This window comes from Hahella sp. HNIBRBA332 (assembly GCF_030719035.1).
GTDB lineage: Bacteria > Pseudomonadota > Gammaproteobacteria > Pseudomonadales > Oleiphilaceae > Hahella.
Window position 1 is genome coordinate 2,965,760 of record NZ_CP132203.1, and the last position, 24,224, is coordinate 2,989,983.

A 24,224-nucleotide genomic window follows, 5' to 3' on the forward strand; every position below is an offset into this window, starting at 1 on the left:
ATACCTCTTTCGACACTCTATTCTTGCTCCCGGAGAAAACAGGCCAGCACCCGCTTTGCCTCTTCAGACTCCAGAAAGTGTGCGTGCTCAGCATCTACCGTCTCAATTTCTACTCTTCCTGTCAGATGCCTCTCCCAGCCCAGCACGGGCAAGCTGTACGCCCCGGACTCAGTGGAAGGCAGGCGCAACAGCATGACACTCCCGTTGTAAGCTCGTTCTATATGCCTCTCGACAGCAAGACGGTTCGATCTGCGCACCTCAAACACACGCAACGTCTGAGGCATTCTCAAACCAAGCATCCGATAGAGTCTTACTTCTAAAAAGTTCTTGTAATACTTTATTCTGGCCGATGTGCTTTGAGCGACCTTTTGTAAAAACGTGCGCCGATCCTCAGCGAAGCCTTCAGGCAAGTGCTTGGCGGCAGGCCCAATGGTGTCAAGCAATATCACCCAATCGACCTTAAACCCCTTACCAGAGAGCTCATTAGCCAACTCTACCGCTATGGAGCCCCCCATTGACCCTCCCAAGAGTAAAACTTGCTTTTTACTAAGAAGTTCATCAAGAAGCGCCGCATAGTGACGAGCCATATCAAGAATTGAGTATGAAGGCTCACTTACCCCATCCAGCCCGGTAGCCTGTATACCATAAACAGGGCGATTCAAATCGTCGAAGTCCAGTAATGCCTTATAGGCCAGCACATTACCGCCAACAGGGTGAATACAAACCAATGGAGTCTTGGCGCCACCAGCAGACAGTTGCACGATGTTTTTCCACCCTTCAGCTTCTCCTGCGGAATAGCCGCCCCCCTCGGCTTCGCCCCCTGAATAGCTATTATTAATTCGCGCCAACTCACCAGCTAGAGACCTTACTGTAGGCGCTTTGAAGAGCAAAGCCAGCGGCGCATTAATCCCGTATCGCCGATGCAACTGATCAAATACTTGTAACGCCTTGATTGAGTGACCGCCGACCTCAAAAAAATTGGCGTCAAGATCTAGTTCATCCAACCCCAGAACACTTTTCCAAATAGCTCCAACCTTATTGAGCAGCTCTTCGTCATCACCATGATGAAACTTAATCTGGCGCCGACCATTAACCCGACTATTGGCTTGAGAGCCCGAAAAACAATCTATTGAAATATCTGAATTTAACGCCGCCCCGCCAATTTCCATGCTCTCTATAAAACCTTTTAGCGTCGCCATGAACGCAGCAAGCATTTTCCTGCTTGTATCCAAATTAAATAAGGCGGAACTTGTCTGAAAGCGAAATACAAAGTCGCCCCCATAAAAGTCAACGTAAAGAAAGATCTCCCCCTGTGTATAGCCAATATCGACCGGCACAGGATTCAAAACGCCACTACCCGCCACATTTAGCTTGCGATTAGAAAAGTCATTAAATGTTATATAAGCTTGCGCCATGGTGGGCCTTGAGGCATCGCGGGCAGCCTGTACGCTGGAGACTATTTTTTCAAATGAAATCCCCCCATGCAGCAAGGCCAGATTTAAAGCCTGCTCAGTGCTTTTTAGCTGCTCCTGTAAACCGCCATCAACTTCAGGTAATCGCAATGGAATAGTATTAAAGAACATCCCTATGGCGTCATGAAGCCCCTTTTGTCCCTCACGACCGCTCGTAGCCGTCCCTACTATCAAGTCGCGCGCGCCCGTTACTTTTCTCAACCACGCAGAGAAAGCGCTTATTAACACTACAAACGGTCGCGTTCTAAATTTGTTTGCTACGCCAATTAACCTGAGCGAGAGATCTTGACCTAGAACCTCTACAACCTGCCTTCCTTTAAAGTCAAAAAAGTCCGGACGCTCGTAATCAGTTCGCAAGTTTAATAGCGGCAACGGTTTACATAGCGTCTGCACCCAAAATTCGATGCTCTCTTCCAAGTCTCTTTGACGAGAAGAGACAATTACACCCTTAGCCTCTTCCCCATTTTCCTGATAATCAGTTAGAGCCTCTTCCCTCTCATAGAGCTGCAACAAGCGGTCCCAAACTTTCAATTGGGATATGCCATCTAACAATATATGATGAGTCACCATCTGCAGAGCGGAAATCCGCCCTTCCATTTCATAGGCGACAAAGCGAACAAGCAACTCAGAATCAAAATCAAACTCACGCTTGGCCTCTTGGTGCAGAAGCGCCTCTAAAGAGTCTGATGAGCTTGCAATATCCCTCACTTGTAATGGCGTTTCCGCCGCCGAGCACAGCCTCCACGATAAACCAGCTGTATTCAACATCAACCTCAGAGCAGGGAGTTCGCGCAGCAACTCGGAAATCGCCCGCTCCAATCTGCCCATATCCCAAGGCGACTCTAAAATAAACGCCTCAGATTCATTAAATACGCTACTGGAGCCCGCCAACTGACATATAAACCAAATTCTTCGCTGACCATCGCTTAGCTCCGCACACTCTTCCAGCGTTATGAGATCTGAGTGATGCATCGCTTCAGGCGCGGCTGCAACCATCTCACACTGCTCAATAAACACGGGACATGCAATCAACTGATTAACGCCAACCGATTTCCCAAACTCAATCTCAATCTCATTCGAGAGTCTGGCTGCAGCTAGGGAATGCCCCCCAAGCTCATTAAAATGATCGTGAACGCTCTGCGGAGAAACTCCCAAAACCGCCTTCCACGCACACGCCAAACGCCGCTCAATATCAGAAGAGAACGGGTTATCAGTCGATGCAGATGACGCCATCCCCTTTTCCACATCGCTCTTCAACGCTTTCTTATCAATTTTCTTATTCGGTGTTTGTGGAAAGCTGTCATATATTCGCCAGAGGCCGGGAACCATATAAAACGGCAGTGTTTGCCGCAACGAATTCTCAACGCTCCCAAATGCCAAAGCTTCACTGGAAAAGCGCAAGCAACCGACGAGGACGTTGTCGCCTGCGGGGTTAGACACTGCAACAACTGCAGCGTCAGCGATTCCTGGCAAACGCGTCAATGCAGCTTCTATCTCTCCCAGCTCAATTCGAAACCCTCGAATCTTTACTTGATTATCAAGCCGATCAACATAGCGCATCTGACCGCTGGCGACCTGCACAAGATCGCCGGTACGATAATAAGGCTGCGTGAAACCAGAGAAATTGAGGGCGACAAAACGATCCTTATTGAGCTCGGGCCTTCTAAAATATCCAGGAGACAGACAAGCGCCGCCAATTAACAATTCTCCAGTCGCCTCACCCGAAACAGGATTAAGAGCCTCATCCACCACAACTAGATCGACATTAGCGTAGGGCGCGCCCAGCGGTATAAATCCCGCGTCAATATCTTCTTGACATACCTTATGACTACAAACCCATACCGTCGCCTCGGTAGGCCCATACATGTTCCAAACCTCACCCGCCTCCTGGAGGAGTTTTCCCGCCAAATCAATCGGAAAGGCCTCTCCACCACACAAAATCTTGTGCGTATTTCCAGGGCGCCACCCCAGTTCCAACATCAAGCGCCAAGTTGCCGGCGTCGCCTGAAGGACGTTAATATCATTCTTCGCGATAATATCTCCAAGCCGATCTGGAGACAGCGCATCGCTCTTCTTGCAGACATAAACAACCCCACCAAGAATCAGCGGAAGAAACAATTCCAGAACAGAAATATCAAAGGAAATCGTGGTCAGCCCAAGAAAACGATCGCCATCTCGAGTCCCGATAACCTCGTCTACGCCATATAGGAAATTAATAACAGCGGACTGAGCAATGGGAACACCTTTGGGGCGTCCTGTAGAGCCTGAAGTAAAAATGATATACGCGATCAAGTCAGCGGCTTTTTCAAGCGAGCCTCTAAGCTCTACATAGCTGTCTCGGAGGTCATCCAATGACTCAGAACACACACCACCTCCCGCCTCAACTACACTGTATTTATCCAAAAGCGCCAAATCAGGGATGGCTTGCAGAAGATCAAAGGTAGATGATTCAAATATGGCGGCGGAAGCGTCGGCATCTCCTAGAATAATTCGGATGCGCTCCGCAGGAAATGCGGGGTCAACTGGAACGTAAGCTGCACCAACAATACCAACGCCTAAAAGCAATGCAGGCAAATGATGGTCGCGATTCACACAAACTGCGACACGATCACCAACGCCAACTCCTAACGCGTTGAGTCGCTCAGCAACCAATAAGGAATGCTGTAGAAGCTGGCGATAACTAAGCTCACCATCTTCTGATTTCACCGCAGGCTTTTCAGAGAAACGTTCTGCGGAATTAAGAAGGACTTCCGGCAGCCCCCAGCTCTTCTCTTGTGCAATTGCAAAAAGACCAGCGCGGTGATCTCGATGATTGGGAGTATTACTCATCGCCTCAACCCTGCAACATGTAAAGGCCAGACTGTATATCGCACGCTTTTGATCAGGGCAAATACTTAACTACCATGGGACCGACCAAATTAGTCAGCCACACTGGCAGTCTTGTCCATACAGCAATAAGCAGCTTGAACTTGGGGTTATCGGGATTAAGCTTGGGCGCCTCTTTCCCTTCAGCAAGACAGTAGTCCCAATGTAAACGCACTGGCGCGGCGCCCCACTGCTGTTTAAATTTGTAAGTGCCGCTATCTTCCGTACAGCGCCCGAAATCAAAAATTTTATATTTCGCTTTAATGCTGAACCTTAAGATTTCCCAATACATCAGCATATTAATACCGGAACTATTTGCCTCCTGAACTGTTGAAGCCCAGGGGATTTCCATTCGATCGCCACTGCCGATAATAATCGCACAAGCGACTACAGCTCCGTTTAACCTGCCTATGACAACTCTAGCAGATTCTCCGTACGAGCTAAGGAAGCCACGAAAAAAGTTTTTCCCATAAACCGGCGTGCCAAGATCTCTCATATTCCTTGAAAATACAAAATAAAAATCATCCAGTAACTCGACACCACCGAGAGTTATTTCCGCTCCTTCCTTTTGAGGCCGCTTAATTTGTGCTCGAACTTTGGGTTTAAAGCCTAGCCATAAATCTTCTTCCTGATCAGGCAACGCAAGCCAGAACGTTAGCTTCTCGGTACGTTGCGGCAGCCCCAAATTGGATGACGTCAAATGCCTCAGCTCAATATGCCCTGCTCCCACCTGATCTCGCCAACGCACCGCATCTGCGAGGAGCATTTGAGCGACCTGATCGCTATCCGCAAGAATTCCGCCATAGTTAAAATATGGCGCTGAGACAACAAAGTTCCCAAATAGACGGCTCTTCAATTGAATAAGAGGTAGAACGCCGACCACCCTATCAGACTCATCAAGCGCACAACTAAAGCGACATGGATGGCCATACACCGATTCGATGAACGATTTCACCCACAGCTTATGATACGGGGAAGATTGTGGATGTTGGCCAACATAGCTCTCCCAAGACGCCTTTAAGCCTGGTTCTGCATCTATTTCCACAATGCGAAAAGCTTTGACTGCAAGATTCAAAATCTGTGACGTAGAGGAGATATCTTCAATAATCTGCTGCAGCTTCTCTGCTTGCTTGGACTTATCCAACTGACCACTCGAAAGCACTTCGTCATTCGATTGATCGGCTTGTTGACGCTGCGCTTTCTTAAACGCCTTAATTTGACCCGCTACTTCTTTGAACTCGGCTGAAACTGCTCCCATTTCGGCGATGAGCTCATCCGCGTCCGCTCCGTTTTTTTTAGCTTCGCCAATTAAACGCGAGAGTTCGCCTTTACGCGCCTTAAGCCGATCTTCTCGCAACTTCAGGCTGTCTAAATTAATCGCATCATTCATAGCAGGCGTTAAACCGCAACTGGAACGGGGTCAATAGACTGAGATTTAAGTACTTCTGAAACCGTTGTAAATGAAAAGTCATCCAGCAGCGACTCCAGCCTGGAAAAGCACACATCCAGATTGTTGTAATGCCGAAACGTCGACAACATGCTGGCTTTGACCCGTGGTTGCTTAGGATCGATTTCCCAAGGGTGCAAGTAAAAAATAAAGCTTCGACCCAAACTATTAACCCTACCCAACCCCCAACGCGTAAGCCAATAAGGAAACAGCCTGAAATAACCACCGCCAGCAATAGGCAGCCTATACTTGCCAATTGGGCAGGTGGTTAAGGGGAATTCTACAATCTGCTTTCCATTCGGCGCTTGTAGAATATAGGGATCCTCTGGTGTATTTGGCATTCCGTATCGATCATGCCTCACTGGGAAAATACTTGAGTCCCACTTAAACCCCAAATCACACAAAATATCCAGCGCCCACTTGGACTTAGCCGTTATCGAGTAACTTGCCGCGCGATAGCCTTCTACTGGCTGCTGAATGATATTCTCCAGAATATCTTTGGATTTGGCGGTCTCTTCCCTGAATACTGCGGGAGTTTGCGAGTAAACCAGTTGGTGGCTGTAGCCGTGCGAAGCCACTTCATGTCCCGCCCGATGAATCTCAGTAACAATATGAGGGTATCTTTCCGCCACCCAGCCCAAGACAAAAAAAGTGCCTTTCACGCCTTTCTTATCAAACAGCTCAATTAAGTCTCGTGTGTTTTTTTCAACACGACACTCCCGGCTCGTCCACTCATCAACGCCAATTGATTCCGCTAGCGCTGCAACGTGAAAATAATCCTCTACATCTATAGTCAAGGCGTTCTGCAAGACAACCACCTGTATGATTAAAAATTGGGGACGTAGTCTACGCCGACGCCGACAGTCATCGCATCATACTCTACTGCTCCGCCTTCAGAGTCCTTTGACTCGTACTCAACGTAATAACGAGAGCTGAAGTTCTTGTACCAATGATGATTAATCTGTATTGAATGTTCGTATGTGTCCTGTTCAACGTCAGTGCCGCCGAAGTTATTATTGGTATACTCTGATGACGCCAACCAGTTCCATACAGCATTAACTTTATGCGACCAACTAACCGCCACGGAATGCTCTTTATCTTCCAAAGCAGTTGTTTCATTTTCTTCGGTCGTGCTAGAGCCTTTTAATTGAAATACATCTCTAGCATTAGGCTTATAATTTACCCCAGCAACATGCTCTTGCATTAATAAGCTGTCACTTGACCCTTTACTGATTGGGTGTTCAAAGCTCTGAAAAACAGTTTCAGAAGCGCTATCGGTTAACTTGCGATTATAAGAGTACGTCAATCCAACCGTGGCGCTGGCCTGATAGCTCATATTCAACGAGCCAGTAACCTCATCCGACTTTCTGGTGACATTCGCCTGCTCACTGGTAAGCTTGGTCATACCAACGCCCATGCTGGCGAATAGATCGTTATAGCGCTTACTGAGACGCACCTCAGACTCTAAAGTCTCGATGTCTGTCTCGTTATCCAAGTCTGCCCACTCTCCACTGTTGCTCCATGTAAACGTAAGCTCATTCGCAAAACGATGTATATAATCGGCGGTAGCTGTCTTCCTTTTACTATCGATAGCCGTATTACTATCGAAGTCAATTTGCTTGTATTGCCCACTTAGCACCAAGTCATCTTCCGCCGACATAGCAATACGATAGCTAGGTCCAGTGGTAAAAACATTCTTCCGGACTCTTGTATCTGGAGTATTAGGCGTGCTGCTATTTAGCACGTCCTCGGTCAATTCATCCTTAACAAGCCAAGACAGGCTTGGGGTAAAATTATACTTACCGTCGTATACCAACTCAGTGGAAACTTCATCGCCAAAGGTATCGCCCCAGTAATGCTCAAAACCAAAGTCTGCCGAAAGCGAACTCTCAAAAGCTCCTTTCGTAATCGTTTGCCCCAGCTTTAAGCCCACCTTGCTAAGCCAATCATCTTCCTTATTCTGAGTTTTTGTTACGTTATCGGAGTACTCCTGAGTAGCGCTTAATTGCACTTCAAGCGGCTCCGCCTGTACATACAGTGTTGCGCTAATTGCATTTATACCAATCAAGGCAAGCATAGCTGGCCTTGATTTATCTAATAGAAGATGATCCATGAAGGGACAGGTCCTTATGGTAGTTATATAGAAAGACAGTCTCTTTTAGCTATTTTCAGCCATTTACCAAGACTCCCGCGCACTTCTGCGACGGAATCGATGACACAGCGGACACAATCTGACTTTCTGTAACCCTTCCATGAGGTACGACAACTAATGTCAAATCACACAGCTCGGAGATAATCCGCGCATCGGGAGACACTGCAATCGAAGGCGTATCCAGAATAATAAAGCGGTCTGGATAGCGCTTTCTTAATGAGTGCAAAAATTGTCTCATACGGAACGAAGTAAAAAATTCTCCCGAGGACTCTCGTCTACTTCCAGCCGGAATCAGTCTCAGTCTCTTGATGCCGGTTGGGTAAATTACGGAGGCTATATCCATATCTGGATCCTCAATAAAATCCGTAACCCCCAAGTCTGGCATCAAATCCAAAATATTGTGCAGGGAGGGCTCTCTAAGATTACAGTCAATAACCAAAGCCGTTTTACTGCTATCCAATGCAAACGCAGCAGCTAAGTTAATTGCCGTGAACGAGGCTCCACAACCATCAGCGACCCCTGTAACAGCTAACGTGAAGTTGTTACCTTTGCTGATCTCCAGCAAACGAGTTCGCAGTTCTCGAAACTTATCTATAATCGTACGATCAGGAGACTCTGGGTGAATAATGCGCTTTTGATTCAGATCATCAACTGACAGGAGAGAAGGCTCTCGCATCTTGGCGATCTGCTTACTAATTACATAACGCTCTACACTACCAGACTTAACTTCCAGCGAGCTAGGCACCAGCACCCTATCTGCAGTTGAATTAGGCTGGGCCTCTTTGGGATTAATCTGCCCCTTATCGATATCATAAATATTTTTGATATTCTCTTGTTTGTCGGTCACAAGACGACTCCCGTATAACGCATCCACCCATACACCAAATAAACGCCGATGCTGACTAATGCCAGGAAAAGAATGACTTTAGTTCGACGCCTGTCAATTCTCCGTTCCAATGGAGTGGAAATATAGGGAATCGTCGCCAACACAGGGATACCCGTATTTTCCTGCAAAATAGATCCTGTACGTACACGCGGGTCTACCTGACAGAACGCGACAGCTATGCCGATAGGCGCGAGAAAACCTAAAAACAATCCCGCCATAGCAAAGTGACGGAAAGTAAACCCTGACGGCTTAAGTGGATAGGCCGCCGGCTCATGAATCTTATAACTAAGACCGTGACCCTCAACATCAAGGCGCATAGAAACTCGCGCCTTTTCCCTGCGCTTTAAGAGATCGTCGTAGATATTCTTATTAACCTCATAATCCCTGGTTAGCTCAGCAATCTTCGCCTGATTTTCCTGAATGCGCTGCATCCGAGTGCGCTCTTTTTCCAATAAGACCGCCAAGGACTTTTGTCTAGTGCGTAACGTATCTATGTTGGCGAGCGCTTTTGAAAGCTCACTCTGCAGCTCTTGATATATAGGGTTAAAAGAAGACTCTGAGCGCGTAGACGAACCACCGCTGGACACAGCCTCTGCGCGCTGCTTCTCTAGCTCAACTATTTGCTGCTTCAAAGCGATAATGTCAGGGTAGCTATCCAGATAAATCAATCGCAAGGAATCAAGTTTCTTATTTAACTCATCTATGCGAGTTTGATATGCATCATCTGCGACTTCTCTTCTCACAACTCTAGATTGTCCAGACAATTGTGATTGCAGCGCATCTCTCTGAGCCATCGCCTCCTTTAGCGCAAGCTCGGCTTCTTCAATTTGACGCTCAAGAGCGGATAATCTTGACCCCACCGACTCAGCAGTACCGTCCACATTATCCTGCAGAAAGTTCTTCAAGCGCTCTTCAGAAGCCTGTAATTGCGTTTGATATGCCTTAACTTGCTTATCAACAAACTCATACGCGTTGCGACTCTCTTCACGCTTGCTGTTTTCCGTTTCTTCAATGAAGAGCTGCGTCAACTCACGAGTCACATCAAAAACTCGTTGCGCATTAGAATCCTTGTACTCTATCTCAATAAAGTTGGGGGCTCCGGTCTTCTTGACCGCCACGTTGTTACGCACTTTTGAAATAATACCCTCTTTCGCAGCGTCGGATTTTACTGTTCCCCAGATATCCTCCATTTCTGCGAGACGGGTCAGAACTCTTCTCGACAACATGACCTCTTCAACAGAAGCTACATGATCTTTCACTTTTGTGGTCAGGGCAGAGCCATCCATCAAAGGTCGGATTATATTTTGATCATCGACATAGATAACGCTTCGTGAAGTAAACTGCTGCGGCCATAACGCGCCCACGACAAGCGTTCCGAAGCTGACAGCAAGAAAAACAAAGAACGACAGCCATTTCCGGGAGCGAATCTCCCTGTAGGCTTCTTTTGGTAGCTGATCTATTGGAACCGCCATATCATTGCACCAGCATAGTCATAAGAGAAAAGTTCTGTCTCAAATTCAATTTCGCCCCCAACTGCGTCGTATTACAACACCTTTTCAGGAACAGTAATTATATCCCCAGGGTTCAACTCATAGTTGGTGGTCACATCGCCTTCCTGAAAGATTTCATTTAATTTTACAGGAATGATAACGGTCTTCCCTTGATACTGTCTGTACAACACGCTGCCATCTCCGCTGGCGAAATCATTCAACCCGCCAGCCGTCAACACGACATCCATGACGGTCATGCCATGACGGTATGGGATGGAAATTGGCGACTTCACAGCGCCTGTAACGCGCACCCTGCTGGAAAATTCATAGCTCTGCATTCCAGTGACGACAACACTCACCTGAGGCTCACGAATATAAACCGATAGCTTTTGCTTGATCTCCTCAGCCAACTGAGCCGGAGTTTTGCCGGACGCTACGATATCGCCAACCAGTGTCGTAGACAATTTGCCATCCGGCCTAATTGGCACGCCTCCAGACAATTCAGGATTGCGCCAAACATTTATGTTAACCACGTCGCCAGGACCCAGAATATACGACTCCAGCATCTTCGGCCGATCTTTCAGAGCGGCGCTAACCAAAGCATTGTCGGAAGGCTTAACCGTGCTGCAGGCGCTGAACAGCACAGCCAGCAATGCCAGAACGCATATTTTCAAGGCGTTAATTTTCATCATTAGTATCCCAAGTTAATCAGCAGTTGAATCCAATGCGACTCTTCAGCAGCCAGGTTTTCCGGATAGTTTTCCAACATTACGCCCTGCCAAATACTTCAAAACAATGATGCCAATGTTAAAAACCCGAGCGCCCGCTTACCGGGAGCCTTTCTTAAACAAAATAACCTCAACGGTCTGAATTAATACAATCAAATCAAGCAGTAGACTCTGATTTTTAATGTAGTATAAATCATACCGCAGCTTCTCCTTGGTGTCCTCCTCACTATCGGCGTAAGCGAAACAGAGTTGCGCCCAACCGGTAATACCGGGCTTCACTCTATGCCTTTCGTTATAGTAAGGAATTTTTTCCGAAAGCTTTTCCACAAAAATAGGTCTTTCGGGACGCGGCCCGACTACAGCCATATCTCCGAGCAAAACATTAAAAATTTGCGGCAGCTCGTCGATACGCACTTTACGAATAAAGCCGCCAATTCGGGTCACACGAGTGTCATTTTTCTGCGCCCAGACAGCGCCATGCTTTTCGGCGTCGACCCTCATGCTACGGAACTTCATGACAGGGAACGGACGACCGTTTAAACCCACCCGCTCCTGTTTGTATAACACAGGCGCCGACCAACCTTCTTCAAGCTTAATAGCAAGCACCGTCAATAACATAATAGGCCAAGTCACGAGCAGCAGGCTCAAACTGGATAAAATATCAAAGGCTCGCTTGGTGATGCTGCGAGTGGAAACCGCCCCAAATCCGTCTGCGAAGATCATCCAGCTTGGCTGAATCAGGTCCAGCGCCACCTTGCGGCCCTCGCGCTCAAGAAATGTAGGCGCGTCAACAATATGCACGCCTTCCATCTTGCATTCCAACAGATCGTCCAGCGGCAGCTTTTTCCTGCGGTCATCCAGGGCGATAACAATCTCATCGACCGGATGATTCAAAATATAATCTTTGAGAGTTCCAGGAATTCTCAACACTTTCTGCTCAGGCACCTTGAGCTCTTCATCCAGCCCAGGCACAAACCCCATTAACTCAACGCCTCGACGGTCCAGGGGTTCCTTTAAGTCCTCGTATAGGTTGCTTGCGCGATTTCCTGCGCCAAGCACCAACACATTTCGCTTAAAGCTTTGCTCATTGGCGAAAAATAGGAACAGACTGCGGGAAATCCCCAAAATAAAGATTGCGAGGACTGAGGAAAGAGCCAGAACACCCTTGCCAAAATACCATAACCAGGATTCGGTTACGTAGAACAGGAATGACAAGCCCGCAGCGGACATGAGAATCGAAAATATCGTTCTCAGCATCATGCCGGACATACCCTCTTGGGTTTTGGCGGGATAAACCCCCATTGCGATCATGATGATAAGGTTAACCAGCGCGAAGGTCAGCGCCTCAGGAATTGCAACTTGATAGTTATCGAGGAAAAAATTGATTTCGCCGAAATAACGGAAGAAAACGCCACAGTAAAATACTGCGCCTAAGACCACCAGGTCCGCGACGCCCATAATAATGTAGGGCAAATGTATGTAATGCCGGAATATACGTACGTGGGCCAAGCCTTTTCTCCTTACCAACACGGACTTGCAGCCTAGACTTGAGGGCCGCTCATGCTATCAGATTTTTATGGACAACTTAAGTTAAGCAAATACAAAAGAGTATTGTTAAACTAAATTCAAATATCTTGGCGCGTATTTTCCGATATACTTGCGCGGCGACGCGCTTTGGCTAAATTTCTCAAGAGTTCGCTTGATATTGTCACCATTGTCGATATGCGCAAAATCAGTCCAAACGAAGTCTTGAATGATTTAGCCTTAAGCGCATGATCCAACAATGGATGCGCGGGCTGTTTCCTGAGTTTCCACGGAATTGCCAAGGGCTTCCGCGGAGACCGTCTAACGACGGACGCTCATTATAGTTCGATTTTTTAAATAAAATACTACTACTATCTCGCTTAAAGGGTTTCCAATGACAGATTTGAGGAACGCAAAAATTGCAGTTGTGGGCCTGGGTTATGTTGGCCTGCCACTGGCCGTCGAGTTCGGCAAGAAGTTCTCTACCGTAGGCTTTGACATAAACGCCGCCCGTATTGAGGAGCTGAAATCCGGTAAAGACAGCACACTGGAAGTGGAACCCGAACTGCTTGCTGAAGCCAATAAACTCTCCTACAGCAACAAACTAGAAGATATACAATCCTGTAATGTTTACATTGTCACCGTCCCAACGCCTATCGACGACTTCAAAACGCCCGACCTGAGACCATTACAATCAGCCAGCCGCACAATAGGCAAAGTACTGAAAAAAGATGACGTGGTTATTTACGAATCCACCGTTTATCCCGGCGCAACAGAAGAAGTCTGCGTTCCAATACTTGAAGAAGTCTCCGGACTGAAGTTCAACCAAGACTTTTTCGCTGGCTACAGCCCTGAGCGAATCAACCCTGGGGACAAAGAGCACAGGGTCATCAACATTTTGAAGGTAACCTCTGGCTCCACGCCCGAAATCGCCCAGTATGTAGATGAACTCTATGCCTCCATCATTGTCGCGGGCACCCACAAGGCGAGCAGCATCAAAGTTGCAGAAGCGGCCAAGGTTATCGAAAACACTCAGCGCGACGTCAATATTGCTTTAATCAACGAGCTGTCGCTGATTTTCGAGAAGCTTGGCATCGACACACTGGAAGTATTGGAAGCAGCCGGCACCAAATGGAACTTTCTCCCCTTCCGCCCCGGTCTGGTTGGCGGCCACTGCATCGGCGTCGACCCTTACTATCTGACCTACAAAGCCCAGGCGGTCGGTCACCACCCTGAAATCATTCTGTCCGGCCGACGCATTAACGACGGCATGGGCGAACATGTGGCGGAGCGCGTGATTCGCATGATGACGCAACGCAAGCAGCATGTGGCTGAAGCCAATATTCTGGTATTGGGATTAACCTTCAAAGAGAACTGCCCGGACATCCGCAACACTCGCGTGGTCGATGTGATCAACGCCTTTGAGTCATATAACGCCAATGTGGATGTTTACGACCCCTGGGCCAGCCCAGCTGAAGCGGAACATGAATATGGCATTCGCGTTATTCCTGAGCTGAAAGAGAATCACTATGACGCCATTATTCTTACGGTGGCCCACAAGCAGTTCAAAGACATGGGCATAGAGAACATCCGTAAACTTGGCAAAGACACTCACGTCCTCTTCGACGTCAAATACGTACTGCCGAAAGACGCAGTGGATGGACGCCTGTAGCGCCAAACGAAACCAGCAAATAAAAAAGCGCGGATTACCGCGCTTTTTTATTTTAACGCCACTCTCATTTAAATAGAGCGGCTTCAGCTCATGAGTGTCAGATAACGAATAGATCCATGAATTCGTTAACTGGCGTCGCCTCCAGCTTCTTCTGATCCTTACACAAGGCAAAGATTTCCTCGCAACGCTTGCCAGGAAAACGTGTCGCCAGATTGGCGCGGAATTTTTTCTCCAACAAAGGTATACCTTCCTCACGACGGCGGCGATGCCCAACCGGATACTCCACTTCGACCTTGTCCGTGGACGTTCCATCCTTAAAGAACACCTGCACTGCATTGGCGATTGAGCGCTTATCCGGCTCGTGGTATTCCTGGCTGTAGCGCTTATCTTCTACGATTTCCATTTTGTTGCGCAGCTCATCTATGATCGGGTTCGCCGCATGGAAGTCATCTTCATAATGCTCAGCCACCAGATTACCGAACGCCAACGGCACGGCTGTCATGTATTGCAGACAGTGATCGCGGTCCGCCGCATTCGCCAGAGGGCCGACTTTAGAAATAATGCGGATGGCGGATTCGTGAGTAGTGATGACAATCTTATCGATATCCTGCAACCGGTCTTTGACCTGTGGATACAGCGTAACCGCCGCCTCCGCTGCCGTTTGAGAGTGGAACTCCGCAGGGAAAGAGATTTTAAACAGCACATTTTCCATTACGTATGAGCCGTAATCTCTCTGGAATTTGAAAACGCGATCTTCAGGCGCTTTGACTTTCTGATCCGCCACAGTCTTGCTGAAAGACACATCATAGAATCCCCACTGCGGCGCCGTCAGGACACCTGGAATACCCATCTCGCCGCGCATACTGATGTCAGCCAGACGCACCGCCCGAGAGGTTGCGTCACCCGCCGCCCAGGACTTACGTGAGCCGGCATTGGGCGCATGGCGATATGTCCGCAGCGAAGAGCCGTCCACCCAGGCTTGCGAAACCGCCGCCATAATCTGCTCTCTATCTCCGCCTTTCAGCTTAGTCACCACAGCGGTGGAAGCGATGCGCACCAACAGCACGTGACACAGCCCCACGCGGTTGAAGCTGTTCTCCAGAGCAATAACACCCTGGATTTCATGCGCCATAATCATGGCCTCCAGAACATCCCGCATGGTCAAAGGTTCTTTCCCAGCAGCGACGCGCTTCTGAGATAAATAGTCCGCCACCGCCAGAATACCGCCCAGGTTATCGGAGGGATGCCCCCACTCCGCCGCCAGCCATGTGTCGTTGTAATCCAGCCAACGGATAATACAGCCGATATCCCATGCCGCCTTAACAGGGTCCAAACGGAATTGCGTCCCAGGAACGCGAGCGCCATTCGGCACTACCGTACCTTCCACAATTGGGCCCAAGTGCTTAGTGCACTCAGGGAATCTCAGCGCCAACAGGCCGCACCCCAAAGTGTCCATTAAGCAGTTTCTTGCGGTATCCAGCGCTTCCTGGGATTCGATTTTGAAGTTCAATACATAGTCAGCAATGTCCTGAATGACCTTGTCATAATCAGGACGATCATTCAGATCTACATTCGCACCCATTCTCTTTCTTCCTCAACTTGGTTATTCGTATTAATGACGCTGCTCAATCGGAGTCCATTCAGCGGATTCCGGACCGGTATAATCCGCTGAGGGCCGAATGATGCGATTGTTCTCACGTTGCTCTTTCACATGCGCAGCCCATCCAGTCAGGCGCGACATAACAAAAATCGGCGTAAACAATTCGGTGGGAATACCCATGAAGTGGTAGGCGGAGGCATGGAAAAAGTCCGCATTGCAGAATAGCTTTTTCTCACGCCACATAACTTCTTCACAACGCACGGAAACAGGATAGAGCACCTTATCGCCTACTTCTTCCGAGAGCTTTTGCGCCCACTTCTTAATAATGGCGTTACGAGGATCGGACTCACGATAGATAGCATGCCCAAAGCCCATAATTTTTTCTTTACGTTCAAGCATGCCCATAATCTGCTCTTCCGCATCCTCAGGGCTCTTGAATTTCTCAATCATCGCCATCGCCGCCTCATTAGCGCCGCCGTGCAAAGGGCCCCGCAGCGAACCAATGGCGCCGGTAATGCAAGAATGGATATCCGACAATGTCGAAGCGCAAACCCGCGCAGTGAACGTCGATGCATTGAACTCGTGCTCCGCATACAGAATCAGAGAAGCATGCATTACTTTCTCATGCAGAGCGTCAGGCTTGCGTCCGTGCAGCATGTGCAGAAAGTGTGCGCCTATGGAGTCATCATCAGTTTCCGTTTCAATACACACCCCATCCTGACTAAAGCGACGCCAGTAGCAAATGATGGATGGAAAAAGCGCCAACATGCGGTCGATATGGTCATCTTGCTGCGAAAAGTCAGCCTCCGTCTCCAATACGCCCAGCATGGAACAACCCGTTCTCATCACGTCCATAGGGTGCGCATCGGCAGGAATGCGCTCCAGGACCTCCTTGAGGGCCTGAGGCAATGCACGCAGCGACTTCAATTTCGCTTTGTAAGCCTTCAGCTCCGCTTGATTGGGCAGCTTGCCTCGCAACAGCAAATAAGCCACTTCCTCAAATTCAGCTTTGTCGGCAAGCACATCAATGCCATACCCCCGATAGGTTAAACCATGCCCCGACTGTCCCACTGTGCATAGCGCCGTCTGTCCCGCGACCTGACCTCTCAGGCCCGCGCCTCCAATATTTTTTTCCGCCATTGCTAATTCTCCTCTTACATCAGACTGTTTTAAGAGTTCCGCTAAAGCGAAACCTCAATGTTTGCAGCGATTTATGAGTTATTTGTTTTTTCCCGCCGCAAACAGCGCATCCAACTTCTTTTCGTAATCGTGATACCCCAGAAAATCGTAAAGCTCCATGCGTGTCTGCATGGAGTCAACTACTTCTTTCTGATCGCCCTTACTCAAAATGCTTTCATACACGTTCAAGGCTGCGCGATTCATCGCCCTGAAGGCGCTCAATGGATACAGAACCATCGCCACGCCGACGCCGGCCAGCTCAGCCTTGTTGTATAGCGGGGTTTGCCCGAATTCAGTGATGTTGGCCAGAATAGGCGCGCTCAACGCATCGGTGAAGGCTTGATAATGCTCCAGCTCCGTCACTGCTTCGGCGAAGATGCCGTCAGCGCCAGCCTCGAGGCAAGCGCCTGCGCGGTCAATCGCCGCCTGTAGCCCTTCCTGAGCAAACGCATCCGTACGCGCCATGATGAAGAAGTCTTCATCCGTGCGCGCGTCCGCTGCAGCCTTTATCCGATCCACCATTTCTTCCTGGCTGACGATTTCTTTATTAGGCCTGTGCCCGCAGCGCTTTTGAGCTACCTGATCTTCTATATGAACCGCCGCCGCCCCGGCTCTAATCATTTCTTTGACCGTGCGCGAGATGTTGAAAGCCCCGCCCCATCCGGTATCAATATCGACCAACAAGGGCAATTCAGACGCTGCGGTAATCCTACGCACATCCTCCAGGACGTCATTCATGCTGGTCATTCCCAGGTCTGGAAGCCCAAATGACGCATTGGCCACACCACCACCCGACAAATAGATAGCCTGGTGCCCCACTCTTTCCGCCATCATCGCGCAGTAGGCGTTAATAGCCCCGACAATTTGCAGCGGTTGGTTATCTTCTAGCGCTTTGCGAAAGCGACGTCCTGCTGACATATTAGCCCCCTGTTGCATACCATTGAGAGACGGACGACTCACAGCATGCTATAGCTGCAACTCCCCATCGCGATACTTCCTGATTAAATTGTTCCTCGCAGCGGAAATGTGCCGCCGCATCAAGAGTTCAGCCAAGTCGCCATCTCGTTCTTCAAGCGCTTCGATAATACGCCAGTGCTCATGAAACGCCTTTTCAGGTCGACCGCTGAATGTACTGAGGCGATATCGATATAGCCTCAGCAGGTGATATAGCTCGCCTGTCAGCATATTGCTGAGCTTGCGATTTTTGCTGCCGGAGATAATTCGGAAATGGAAGTCGAAGTCGCCTTCCTTTTGGTAATAAGCAAGCCCCTTCTCCTCCTTGATTTGCTCAGCATGAATGTCCATTAGCCGCTTCAAATCATCTATTTCTTCTTGCGACATACGCTCTGAAGCCAATCGAATCGCCATCCCCTCCAAGGACTCGCGCACCTCGTACAGTTCAATCAGCTCTTCGAAGGTCAGCGCCACCACTCTGGCGCCAGAATGAGCTTTGCGAACAATCAGCCCTCTGCCTTCCAACCTGTGCAAAGCTTCCCTCAAAGGTCCTCTGCCAAAGCCAAACTTTGAGGACAGCTCAGCCTCACTAATTTTCTCTCCCGCTCGAATGTCGCCTTTGACAATAGCTGTCTGCAGACGCTCAAAAGCTTGGTCAGCAAGAGTTCGGGAGTCAGGCGCAGCCATATTGTTTACAATCCTCTCCTATATCGCGCCAATACAACCACTGCATAAGCGCACACCATGAGATTGTAAACAATATTGCCGACAAAGAGAAAGAGGCTTCAAGTCGTTTTTTACAATAGCGGAATACCCCTAAAGCACGCCCTGCTTAGCCGTTCAGAATCACAGATATTTATAGAAGAAGAATAAAATCTTTTTATTTCAAAAAGTTATTGAGTATCTAGGTAGCCCTGCCTGACACAACAAATGGCGCTCGCAAACTAACGCCAAAGGCCGGATGGATGCAAAACAAGGCAGAAGAAGAAGGAAACGCCACCCACCCGCTCGACAGGAAGCAGATGACGCGTAGATTGTTTACAAAATGAGGGGCTCGACTTCCAGGGACACGCCAAAACGCTCCTCAACAGAAGCCTGTATTCTGGAAGCGAGCATTTTCACCTCGCCGCCCGACTTATGACCAGGATTGATAAGCACCAGAGCCTGCTTGGGATAAACGCCAACGCCATTTTCCAGAAAACCTTTCCAGCCACAAGCCTGAATCAGCCATCCCGCCGCCAACTTACGGGAGCCGTCCGCCAGCGGAAAAGATACTATTTCGGGAAATTTCTCGCTCAGAGCAAGAAAATGCGCCCCTGACACAACAGGGTTCTTGAAAAAGCTCCCAGAGTTGGGCACTTGCGCCGGATTAGGCAGCTTTTCAGCCCTAATAGCTTCCACTAATTTTGCGACCGCACTGGCGTCTCCGGGAGCGCCCGCAGACTCCCAACGTCGTCTTAATTCAGCATATTCAAGAACCAGCGGCGCATCAGCGGACAACCTGAAAGCCACCTCCCAGATAAGCCATCTCCTTCCCGGCTCCGATTTAAAGTAACTGTCGCGGTAGCCAAAGCGACATTCAGGCAAAGAAAACGCTCTTTCCTCCAGCGTATCCATATGGATCGCCCGCACAGAATGCAACCGATCCTTCAGCTCCACGCCGTAAGCGCCGATATTCTGAATCGGGGCGGCCCCCACTGTACCCGGGATCAGGGCCAGATTTTCCAGACCTACGTAGCCTCGCTCCAGCGTCCACCAGACAAACTCATGCCAGTTCTCGCCAGCGGCCGTCCGCACAATATCGCCGCCTGAATCTGATGCCTCTACGTTGACACCCCGATTTTCCATCTTGATGACAGCACCAGGAAAATCGCTGGCAAAAACGACATTACTACCGCCGCCCAGCACAAAAACCGGCGAAGATGTCGCCCTTAATTCCGACAACACGCGACGAATATCACCAATATTCGTCACAGACACCATACGCTCACCCCGCGCAGGACAGCCCATGGTATGGCGCGTCGCCAAATCCGCATTCAACTCCCAATACATATCAGCCACGACGTTTTAATTGCTCTCGAACGTGGACCACAAGCCCTTCACAGGCGTCTTCTACCAAGTCCAACACGTGCTCAAACCCCTGAGGACCGCCATAATAGGGATCCGGCACTTCACGCTCATCGTTGGACGCAGCGAAGCTCAAAAACAACTTCACTTTATTTTGATGCTTCCGGGGACAGATGTGCTGTAAATTCGCGAGATTATCCCGATCCATCGCCAGCACCAGATCAAACTGCTCAAAGTCATCCGGCGCCACTTGTCGAGCTCGAATGTGATCAAGGGAATAGCCGCGCTTACTGGCAAATTCACGCGCTCGACGATCAGGCTGCTCACCCGCATGCCAACCTCCCGTACCGGCAGAATCCACCGCCACACAATCCGTCAGGCCTGCACGCTGCAGAAGCGTTTCGAACACGCCATGCGCAGTGGGTGACCGACAGATATTGCCCATACACACAAACAAAATCTTGATCATGATGCCTTAGCCATCATTGCGCGTACGCGTTGCAAATCAGCTTCTGTGTCCACGCCCGCCGGCGGAGCCTTCGCCACCACATCCACATGAATGGGCACGCCCCGCCACATGGCTCGCAATTGCTCAAGGCTCTCGATCCCTTCAAGAGGACAACTTCCCCAAGACACATAATCGCGCAAAAAACCAACTCGGTAAGCGTAGATGCCTATATGGCGATAAAAATCAAAAGTAGGCGGCAATCCGGCGTCAGCGTCGGCAAAATAGTCCCGCGCCCAAGGAATTGGCGCTCGGGAAAAATACAACGCCATACCAGCTTCGTTTTTCACCACCTTGACCGCATTAGGATTAAACAGGGTTTCCCTGTCATGAATCCTCTCACACAGCGTGGCGATGCCCGCCTGAGGATTCGCAGCCAGATTATTGGCGACCTGGGCAATCAGCTCCGCCGGCAGCATCGGCTCATCTCCTTGCACGTTAACGACGATCTCATCGTCGTCCAGCTCAAGGATATTCGCGCACTCCGCCAAGCGATCCGTACCGGAAGGATGGTCCGCGCGCGTCATCAGGACCGAGCCGCCAAAACCTTCCACCACTTCGGCAATTCTCGCATCATCCGTCGCCACATATATATGCTTGGCCAAACTCTCCTGCGCCCGATCGTACACATGTGCGACCATGGGTTTACCAGCTATATCCAGCAAAGGCTTGCCCGGCAATCTGGAGGAGCCATAGCGGGCGGGAATAATGACAGTGAAGGCGCTCATATCAACTCAACCGCTCATCAGTCGTCAGCGTACGCGCTTCTTTTTCCAGCATCACAGGGATGCCATCGCGTATGGGAAAAGCCATACCGTCATTCTTACAAACCAATTCCTGTTTCTCCCGGTCATACTTCAATTCACCCTTGCAAACAGGACAGGCGAGGATGGCCAATAATTTTTTATCCATGTTTTTTGTGACTCCGCAGTTCGTTTAGCCTGGCGTCGATCCTCTCATAAAACGCAGAGTTCAACTCGGCGCCAACCTCCAGATACCAAGCATTTTCAAGATTGAACGACTTACATTTGACCGCATCTTTCTCCGTCATCAAAACGGGAAGATTATCGTTGAATTCTATATCCTTCCGGGCGTAACTGTAATGATCAGGAAATGCGTGCTGAATGGAGGCGATATCGAGATCCGCCAGTGTTGCGAAAAAACGCCCTGGATTGCCTATTGCAGCAACGGCATGCGCAGTGCGTCCCGCAAAGTAACTCGTACTTTTTTCTTCACCGCCGGAGACTTTTTTCCAGCGTACGGGGCGCAACTGCATCATGTAATCAGCGCCAACCTGCGCATGCAAGCCATTGCTAACCACCAAGTCCACAGATTGCACACGCCTAACCGGCTCCCGCAAAGGGCCAGCAGGAAGGCAAAGTCCATTACCCCAGCCTCTTTGCGCATCCACGACGACGATCTCCATATCCCTGGGCAACGCCAAATGCTGCAATCCATCGTCGCTAATCACCACATCGCAATCATAAACATCCAGCAGCTTTTGCAACGCTTCCGCCCGCCTGGGCGCCACCACCACTGGACACCCTGTGCGCATATGGATCAGAGCAGGCTCATCGCCAGTTACCTTTGGATCGGGATGACGCTCCACCAAGACAGGATACGACTCGCTTTCACCGCCGTAGCCCCGGCTTATGACACCCGGCTTTAGCCCTCTACGCTGAAAGTACTCCACCAAGGCCACAACCAGCGGCGTTTTACCGGCGCCTCCCACCGTCAGATTGCCCACCACTATCACTGGCGGACGCAAAGACGTCGCATCCGCCTCTGCTGTGGACTTTGTCATTACAAAGACAGCCTTTCTGATTGCGACGATCAACAGGTAAAGCCATGACAGCGGCCACAGTAGAAATTTCCAGCGCGAGCCGCCGTACCAAACCCGCTCGATCCATGCGCTCATGTGTCCGCTTCACTGAATTGCAGCTTGTGTAAAGCCGCGTACGCGCCATCCTTTTCGATCAATTCGCGATGCGTGCCGACTTCTACGATACGCCCTTGATCCATGACCACGATCTTATCGGCATTCTCAATGGTGGAGAGTCTGTGCGCGACCACCAATGTGGTTCGACCTTGCATCAAGGTTTCCAGTGCGCTTTGAATATTCCGCTCAGCATGCGTATCCAGTGCGGAAGTGGCCTCATCAAGGATCAATATAGGAGAATCTTTCAACAGCGCCCGCGCTATAACCATGCGCTGCCGCTGCCCTCCAGACAAACGCGTCCCATTTTCACCCAGCAACGTGTCGAAGCCTTGCTCCAGTTGCTCGATAAAATCTAACGCATCCGCAGATTTCGCTGCTTCACGCACCTGTTCCGGCGTTGCATCAGCCAATGCGCCGTATGCAATATTGTTAGTGACCGTATCGTTAAACAGCACGACCTGCTGAGTCACGATGGAGATTTGTCGCCGCAACGAGCTTAGAGTGAAGTCCTTTAGTGGCTTCCCGTCCAGAAGAATTTCGCCCTTTTCATAATCATAAAATCTAGGCAAAAGGCTAACTAAGGTCGACTTACCGCTGCCGGATCGCCCAACTAATGCAACCGTCTCGCCCGGCTCAATGACGAGATTGATATCCTGCAATGCAGGCCTGCCCTCATCACCATATGCAAAGCCCAAGCTTTTAAACTCCAGCCGGCCTTGCGCCTTGTCAACTATATAAGAGCCGTTGTCCTTTTCTACTGGTTCATCCAACTGCATGAATACATCTTGGGCGGCCGATATCCCCCGCTGTATAACAGCGTTAACCTCAGTCAGCTGCCTGATAGGTTTGGCGCAAGTGGTCGCTGCGGTAATGTACGCCAAAAACTCGCCAGTGCTCATATTGCCGCGAACTTCAGGACTAAGAGCCAACCACACCAACAAGGCAATAAAAACAGAGATAACCAGCTGGATAATCGGCGTCGACAGCGCCTGAGTGAGCGACATCTTCAACGCCTGCGTAATATTGTACTCGCTGGCTTTCATGAAGCGATTGAACTCGTATTCCTCACCGCCAAAAGTGCGCATAACGCGATACCCGCCTATGGATTCAGAAGCCACATGCGTGACATCTCCCATACTGCTCTGTATGCGGCGACTAATACGCCGAAAGCGCTTGGAAACATAGCTGATAAGAATGCCGATAATCGGGCCGAGAACAAGAAATAGAAGCGTCAGCTTCCAGCTCACATAGATCATGTACCCCATCAATCCAATGACGGTAAACCCCTCCCTCAAAATGACAGTAATCGCATTGGTGGCGGCGCCCGTCACTTGGTCCACGTTGTAGGTAATACGCGACACCAGATGCCCGGTTGAGTTGGAATCAAAGAAGCGGCACGGCAATACAGTCAGATGGCGAAACAGCTCCAGGCGCATACGATGGACGATCCCCCTGGCCACGCGCGCCATGAAATAACCACCGCAAAATGAGCCCAGGCCGCGCAAGGCGAATATGCCGATGATCAGCATGGGAACCAAGAAACGCCCTTCCGGACTTGGAGTTTCGATCGCCGCGACGATGTATTTGGTTGCGTCCGCCATCGCTGCACTAGCCAATGCGTAAATCACATTACCCAGTACCGCTAAAGCGAAAACCTTCCATAACGGCTTCAAATAAGACAGCAGTCTGCCGTACACTTGCGCGCCGGCATACTGCTTTGCGACTTTTGACATGTCAGCCCTTA

Annotated in this window: 19 protein-coding genes; 1 reads left to right on the forward strand and 18 read right to left on the reverse strand. The window is 49.7% G+C overall.

What is annotated here, in order from left to right; all coding sequences use genetic code 11:
* Nucleotides 1–17: 17 nt before the first annotated feature.
* The 8 genes from O5O45_RS13160 to O5O45_RS13195 all read right to left on the reverse strand — a co-directional run bounded on the left by O5O45_RS13160 (nucleotide 18) and on the right by O5O45_RS13195 (nucleotide 12,498).
* On the reverse strand, nucleotides 18–4,301 hold the full coding sequence (locus O5O45_RS13160; protein WP_305905674.1) for a non-ribosomal peptide synthetase: 4,284 nt from the start codon (nucleotides 4,299–4,301) through the stop codon (nucleotides 18–20).
* Nucleotides 4,302–4,353: 52 nt separating this feature from the next.
* Nucleotides 4,354–5,727, reverse strand: a complete 1,374-nt coding sequence (locus O5O45_RS13165) for a FemAB family XrtA/PEP-CTERM system-associated protein (RefSeq protein ID WP_305905675.1) — start codon at nucleotides 5,725–5,727, stop codon at nucleotides 4,354–4,356.
* An 8-nt stretch (nucleotides 5,728–5,735) separates the two neighbouring features.
* Nucleotides 5,736–6,593: an XrtA system polysaccharide deacetylase gene (locus O5O45_RS13170; protein ID WP_305905676.1), complete on the reverse strand. Its 858-nt coding sequence runs from the start codon at nucleotides 6,591–6,593 to the stop codon at nucleotides 5,736–5,738.
* A 17-nt stretch (nucleotides 6,594–6,610) separates the two neighbouring features.
* A complete protein-coding gene (locus tag O5O45_RS13175; protein ID WP_305905677.1) occupies nucleotides 6,611–7,897 on the reverse strand; it encodes a porin family protein in 1,287 nt (428 codons plus the stop codon).
* Nucleotides 7,898–7,952: 55 nt separating this feature from the next.
* On the reverse strand, nucleotides 7,953–8,783 hold the full coding sequence (locus O5O45_RS13180; RefSeq protein ID WP_305905678.1) for an XrtA-associated tyrosine autokinase: 831 nt from the start codon (nucleotides 8,781–8,783) through the stop codon (nucleotides 7,953–7,955).
* A complete protein-coding gene (locus O5O45_RS13185) occupies nucleotides 8,780–10,294 on the reverse strand; it encodes an XrtA system polysaccharide chain length determinant (RefSeq protein WP_305905679.1) in 1,515 nt (504 codons plus the stop codon). The genes O5O45_RS13180 and O5O45_RS13185 overlap by 4 nt, the downstream gene beginning before the upstream one ends.
* Before the next feature lie 71 nt (nucleotides 10,295–10,365).
* Nucleotides 10,366–11,004: an XrtA/PEP-CTERM system exopolysaccharide export protein gene (locus O5O45_RS13190; protein ID WP_305905680.1), complete on the reverse strand. Its 639-nt coding sequence runs from the start codon at nucleotides 11,002–11,004 to the stop codon at nucleotides 10,366–10,368.
* Between the two features lie 135 nt (nucleotides 11,005–11,139).
* Complete coding sequence (locus tag O5O45_RS13195) at nucleotides 11,140–12,498, reverse strand: TIGR03013 family XrtA/PEP-CTERM system glycosyltransferase (RefSeq protein ID WP_305906205.1); 1,359 nt, start codon at nucleotides 12,496–12,498, stop codon at nucleotides 11,140–11,142.
* Nucleotides 12,499–12,958: 460 nt separating this feature from the next.
* On the opposite strand from O5O45_RS13195, the gene tviB reads away from it, so the two are divergent.
* Complete coding sequence (tviB, locus tag O5O45_RS13200; RefSeq protein WP_305905681.1) at nucleotides 12,959–14,236, forward strand: Vi polysaccharide biosynthesis UDP-N-acetylglucosamine C-6 dehydrogenase TviB; 1,278 nt, start codon at nucleotides 12,959–12,961, stop codon at nucleotides 14,234–14,236.
* 97 nt (nucleotides 14,237–14,333) lie between these two features.
* Here the strand turns inward: tviB and prpD are convergent, their stop codons facing one another.
* The 10 genes from prpD to msbA form a co-directional block, all read right to left on the reverse strand.
* Nucleotides 14,334–15,818: a 2-methylcitrate dehydratase gene (prpD, locus tag O5O45_RS13205; protein WP_305905682.1), complete on the reverse strand. Its 1,485-nt coding sequence runs from the start codon at nucleotides 15,816–15,818 to the stop codon at nucleotides 14,334–14,336.
* A 30-nt stretch (nucleotides 15,819–15,848) separates the two neighbouring features.
* Nucleotides 15,849–16,976: a bifunctional 2-methylcitrate synthase/citrate synthase gene (gene prpC, locus O5O45_RS13210; RefSeq protein ID WP_305905683.1), complete on the reverse strand. Its 1,128-nt coding sequence runs from the start codon at nucleotides 16,974–16,976 to the stop codon at nucleotides 15,849–15,851.
* A 78-nt stretch (nucleotides 16,977–17,054) separates the two neighbouring features.
* Nucleotides 17,055–17,933 (reverse strand): methylisocitrate lyase, encoded by an 879-nt coding sequence (prpB, locus tag O5O45_RS13215; protein ID WP_305905684.1) that lies wholly within the window; start codon nucleotides 17,931–17,933, stop codon nucleotides 17,055–17,057.
* A 48-nt stretch (nucleotides 17,934–17,981) separates the two neighbouring features.
* Nucleotides 17,982–18,656, reverse strand: coding sequence for a GntR family transcriptional regulator (locus O5O45_RS13220; protein WP_305905685.1), 675 nt, complete (start codon nucleotides 18,654–18,656; stop codon nucleotides 17,982–17,984).
* A gap of 351 nt (nucleotides 18,657–19,007) precedes the next feature.
* Entirely contained in the window at nucleotides 19,008–20,021 is a 1,014-nt protein-coding gene (gene murB, locus O5O45_RS13225) for a UDP-N-acetylmuramate dehydrogenase (protein WP_305906206.1), read from the reverse strand.
* A 1-nt stretch (nucleotide 20,022) separates the two neighbouring features.
* Nucleotides 20,023–20,505 (reverse strand): low molecular weight protein-tyrosine-phosphatase, encoded by a 483-nt coding sequence (locus O5O45_RS13230; protein ID WP_305905686.1) that lies wholly within the window; start codon nucleotides 20,503–20,505, stop codon nucleotides 20,023–20,025.
* The gene (gene kdsB / locus O5O45_RS13235) at nucleotides 20,502–21,269 is read right to left on the reverse strand and encodes a 3-deoxy-manno-octulosonate cytidylyltransferase (protein ID WP_305905687.1); all 768 of its coding nucleotides are present in this window, start codon (nucleotides 21,267–21,269) and stop codon (nucleotides 20,502–20,504) included. The genes O5O45_RS13230 and kdsB overlap by 4 nt, the downstream gene beginning before the upstream one ends.
* A 1-nt stretch (nucleotide 21,270) precedes the next feature.
* Nucleotides 21,271–21,453, reverse strand: coding sequence for a Trm112 family protein (locus tag O5O45_RS13240; RefSeq protein WP_305905688.1), 183 nt, complete (start codon nucleotides 21,451–21,453; stop codon nucleotides 21,271–21,273).
* Complete coding sequence (gene lpxK / locus O5O45_RS13245; protein WP_305905689.1) at nucleotides 21,446–22,459, reverse strand: tetraacyldisaccharide 4'-kinase; 1,014 nt, start codon at nucleotides 22,457–22,459, stop codon at nucleotides 21,446–21,448. The genes O5O45_RS13240 and lpxK overlap by 8 nt, the downstream gene beginning before the upstream one ends.
* The gene (msbA, locus tag O5O45_RS13250; RefSeq protein ID WP_305905690.1) at nucleotides 22,456–24,213 is read right to left on the reverse strand and encodes a lipid A export permease/ATP-binding protein MsbA; all 1,758 of its coding nucleotides are present in this window, start codon (nucleotides 24,211–24,213) and stop codon (nucleotides 22,456–22,458) included. The genes lpxK and msbA overlap by 4 nt, the downstream gene beginning before the upstream one ends.
* Between the last annotated feature and the right edge of the window lie 11 nt (nucleotides 24,214–24,224).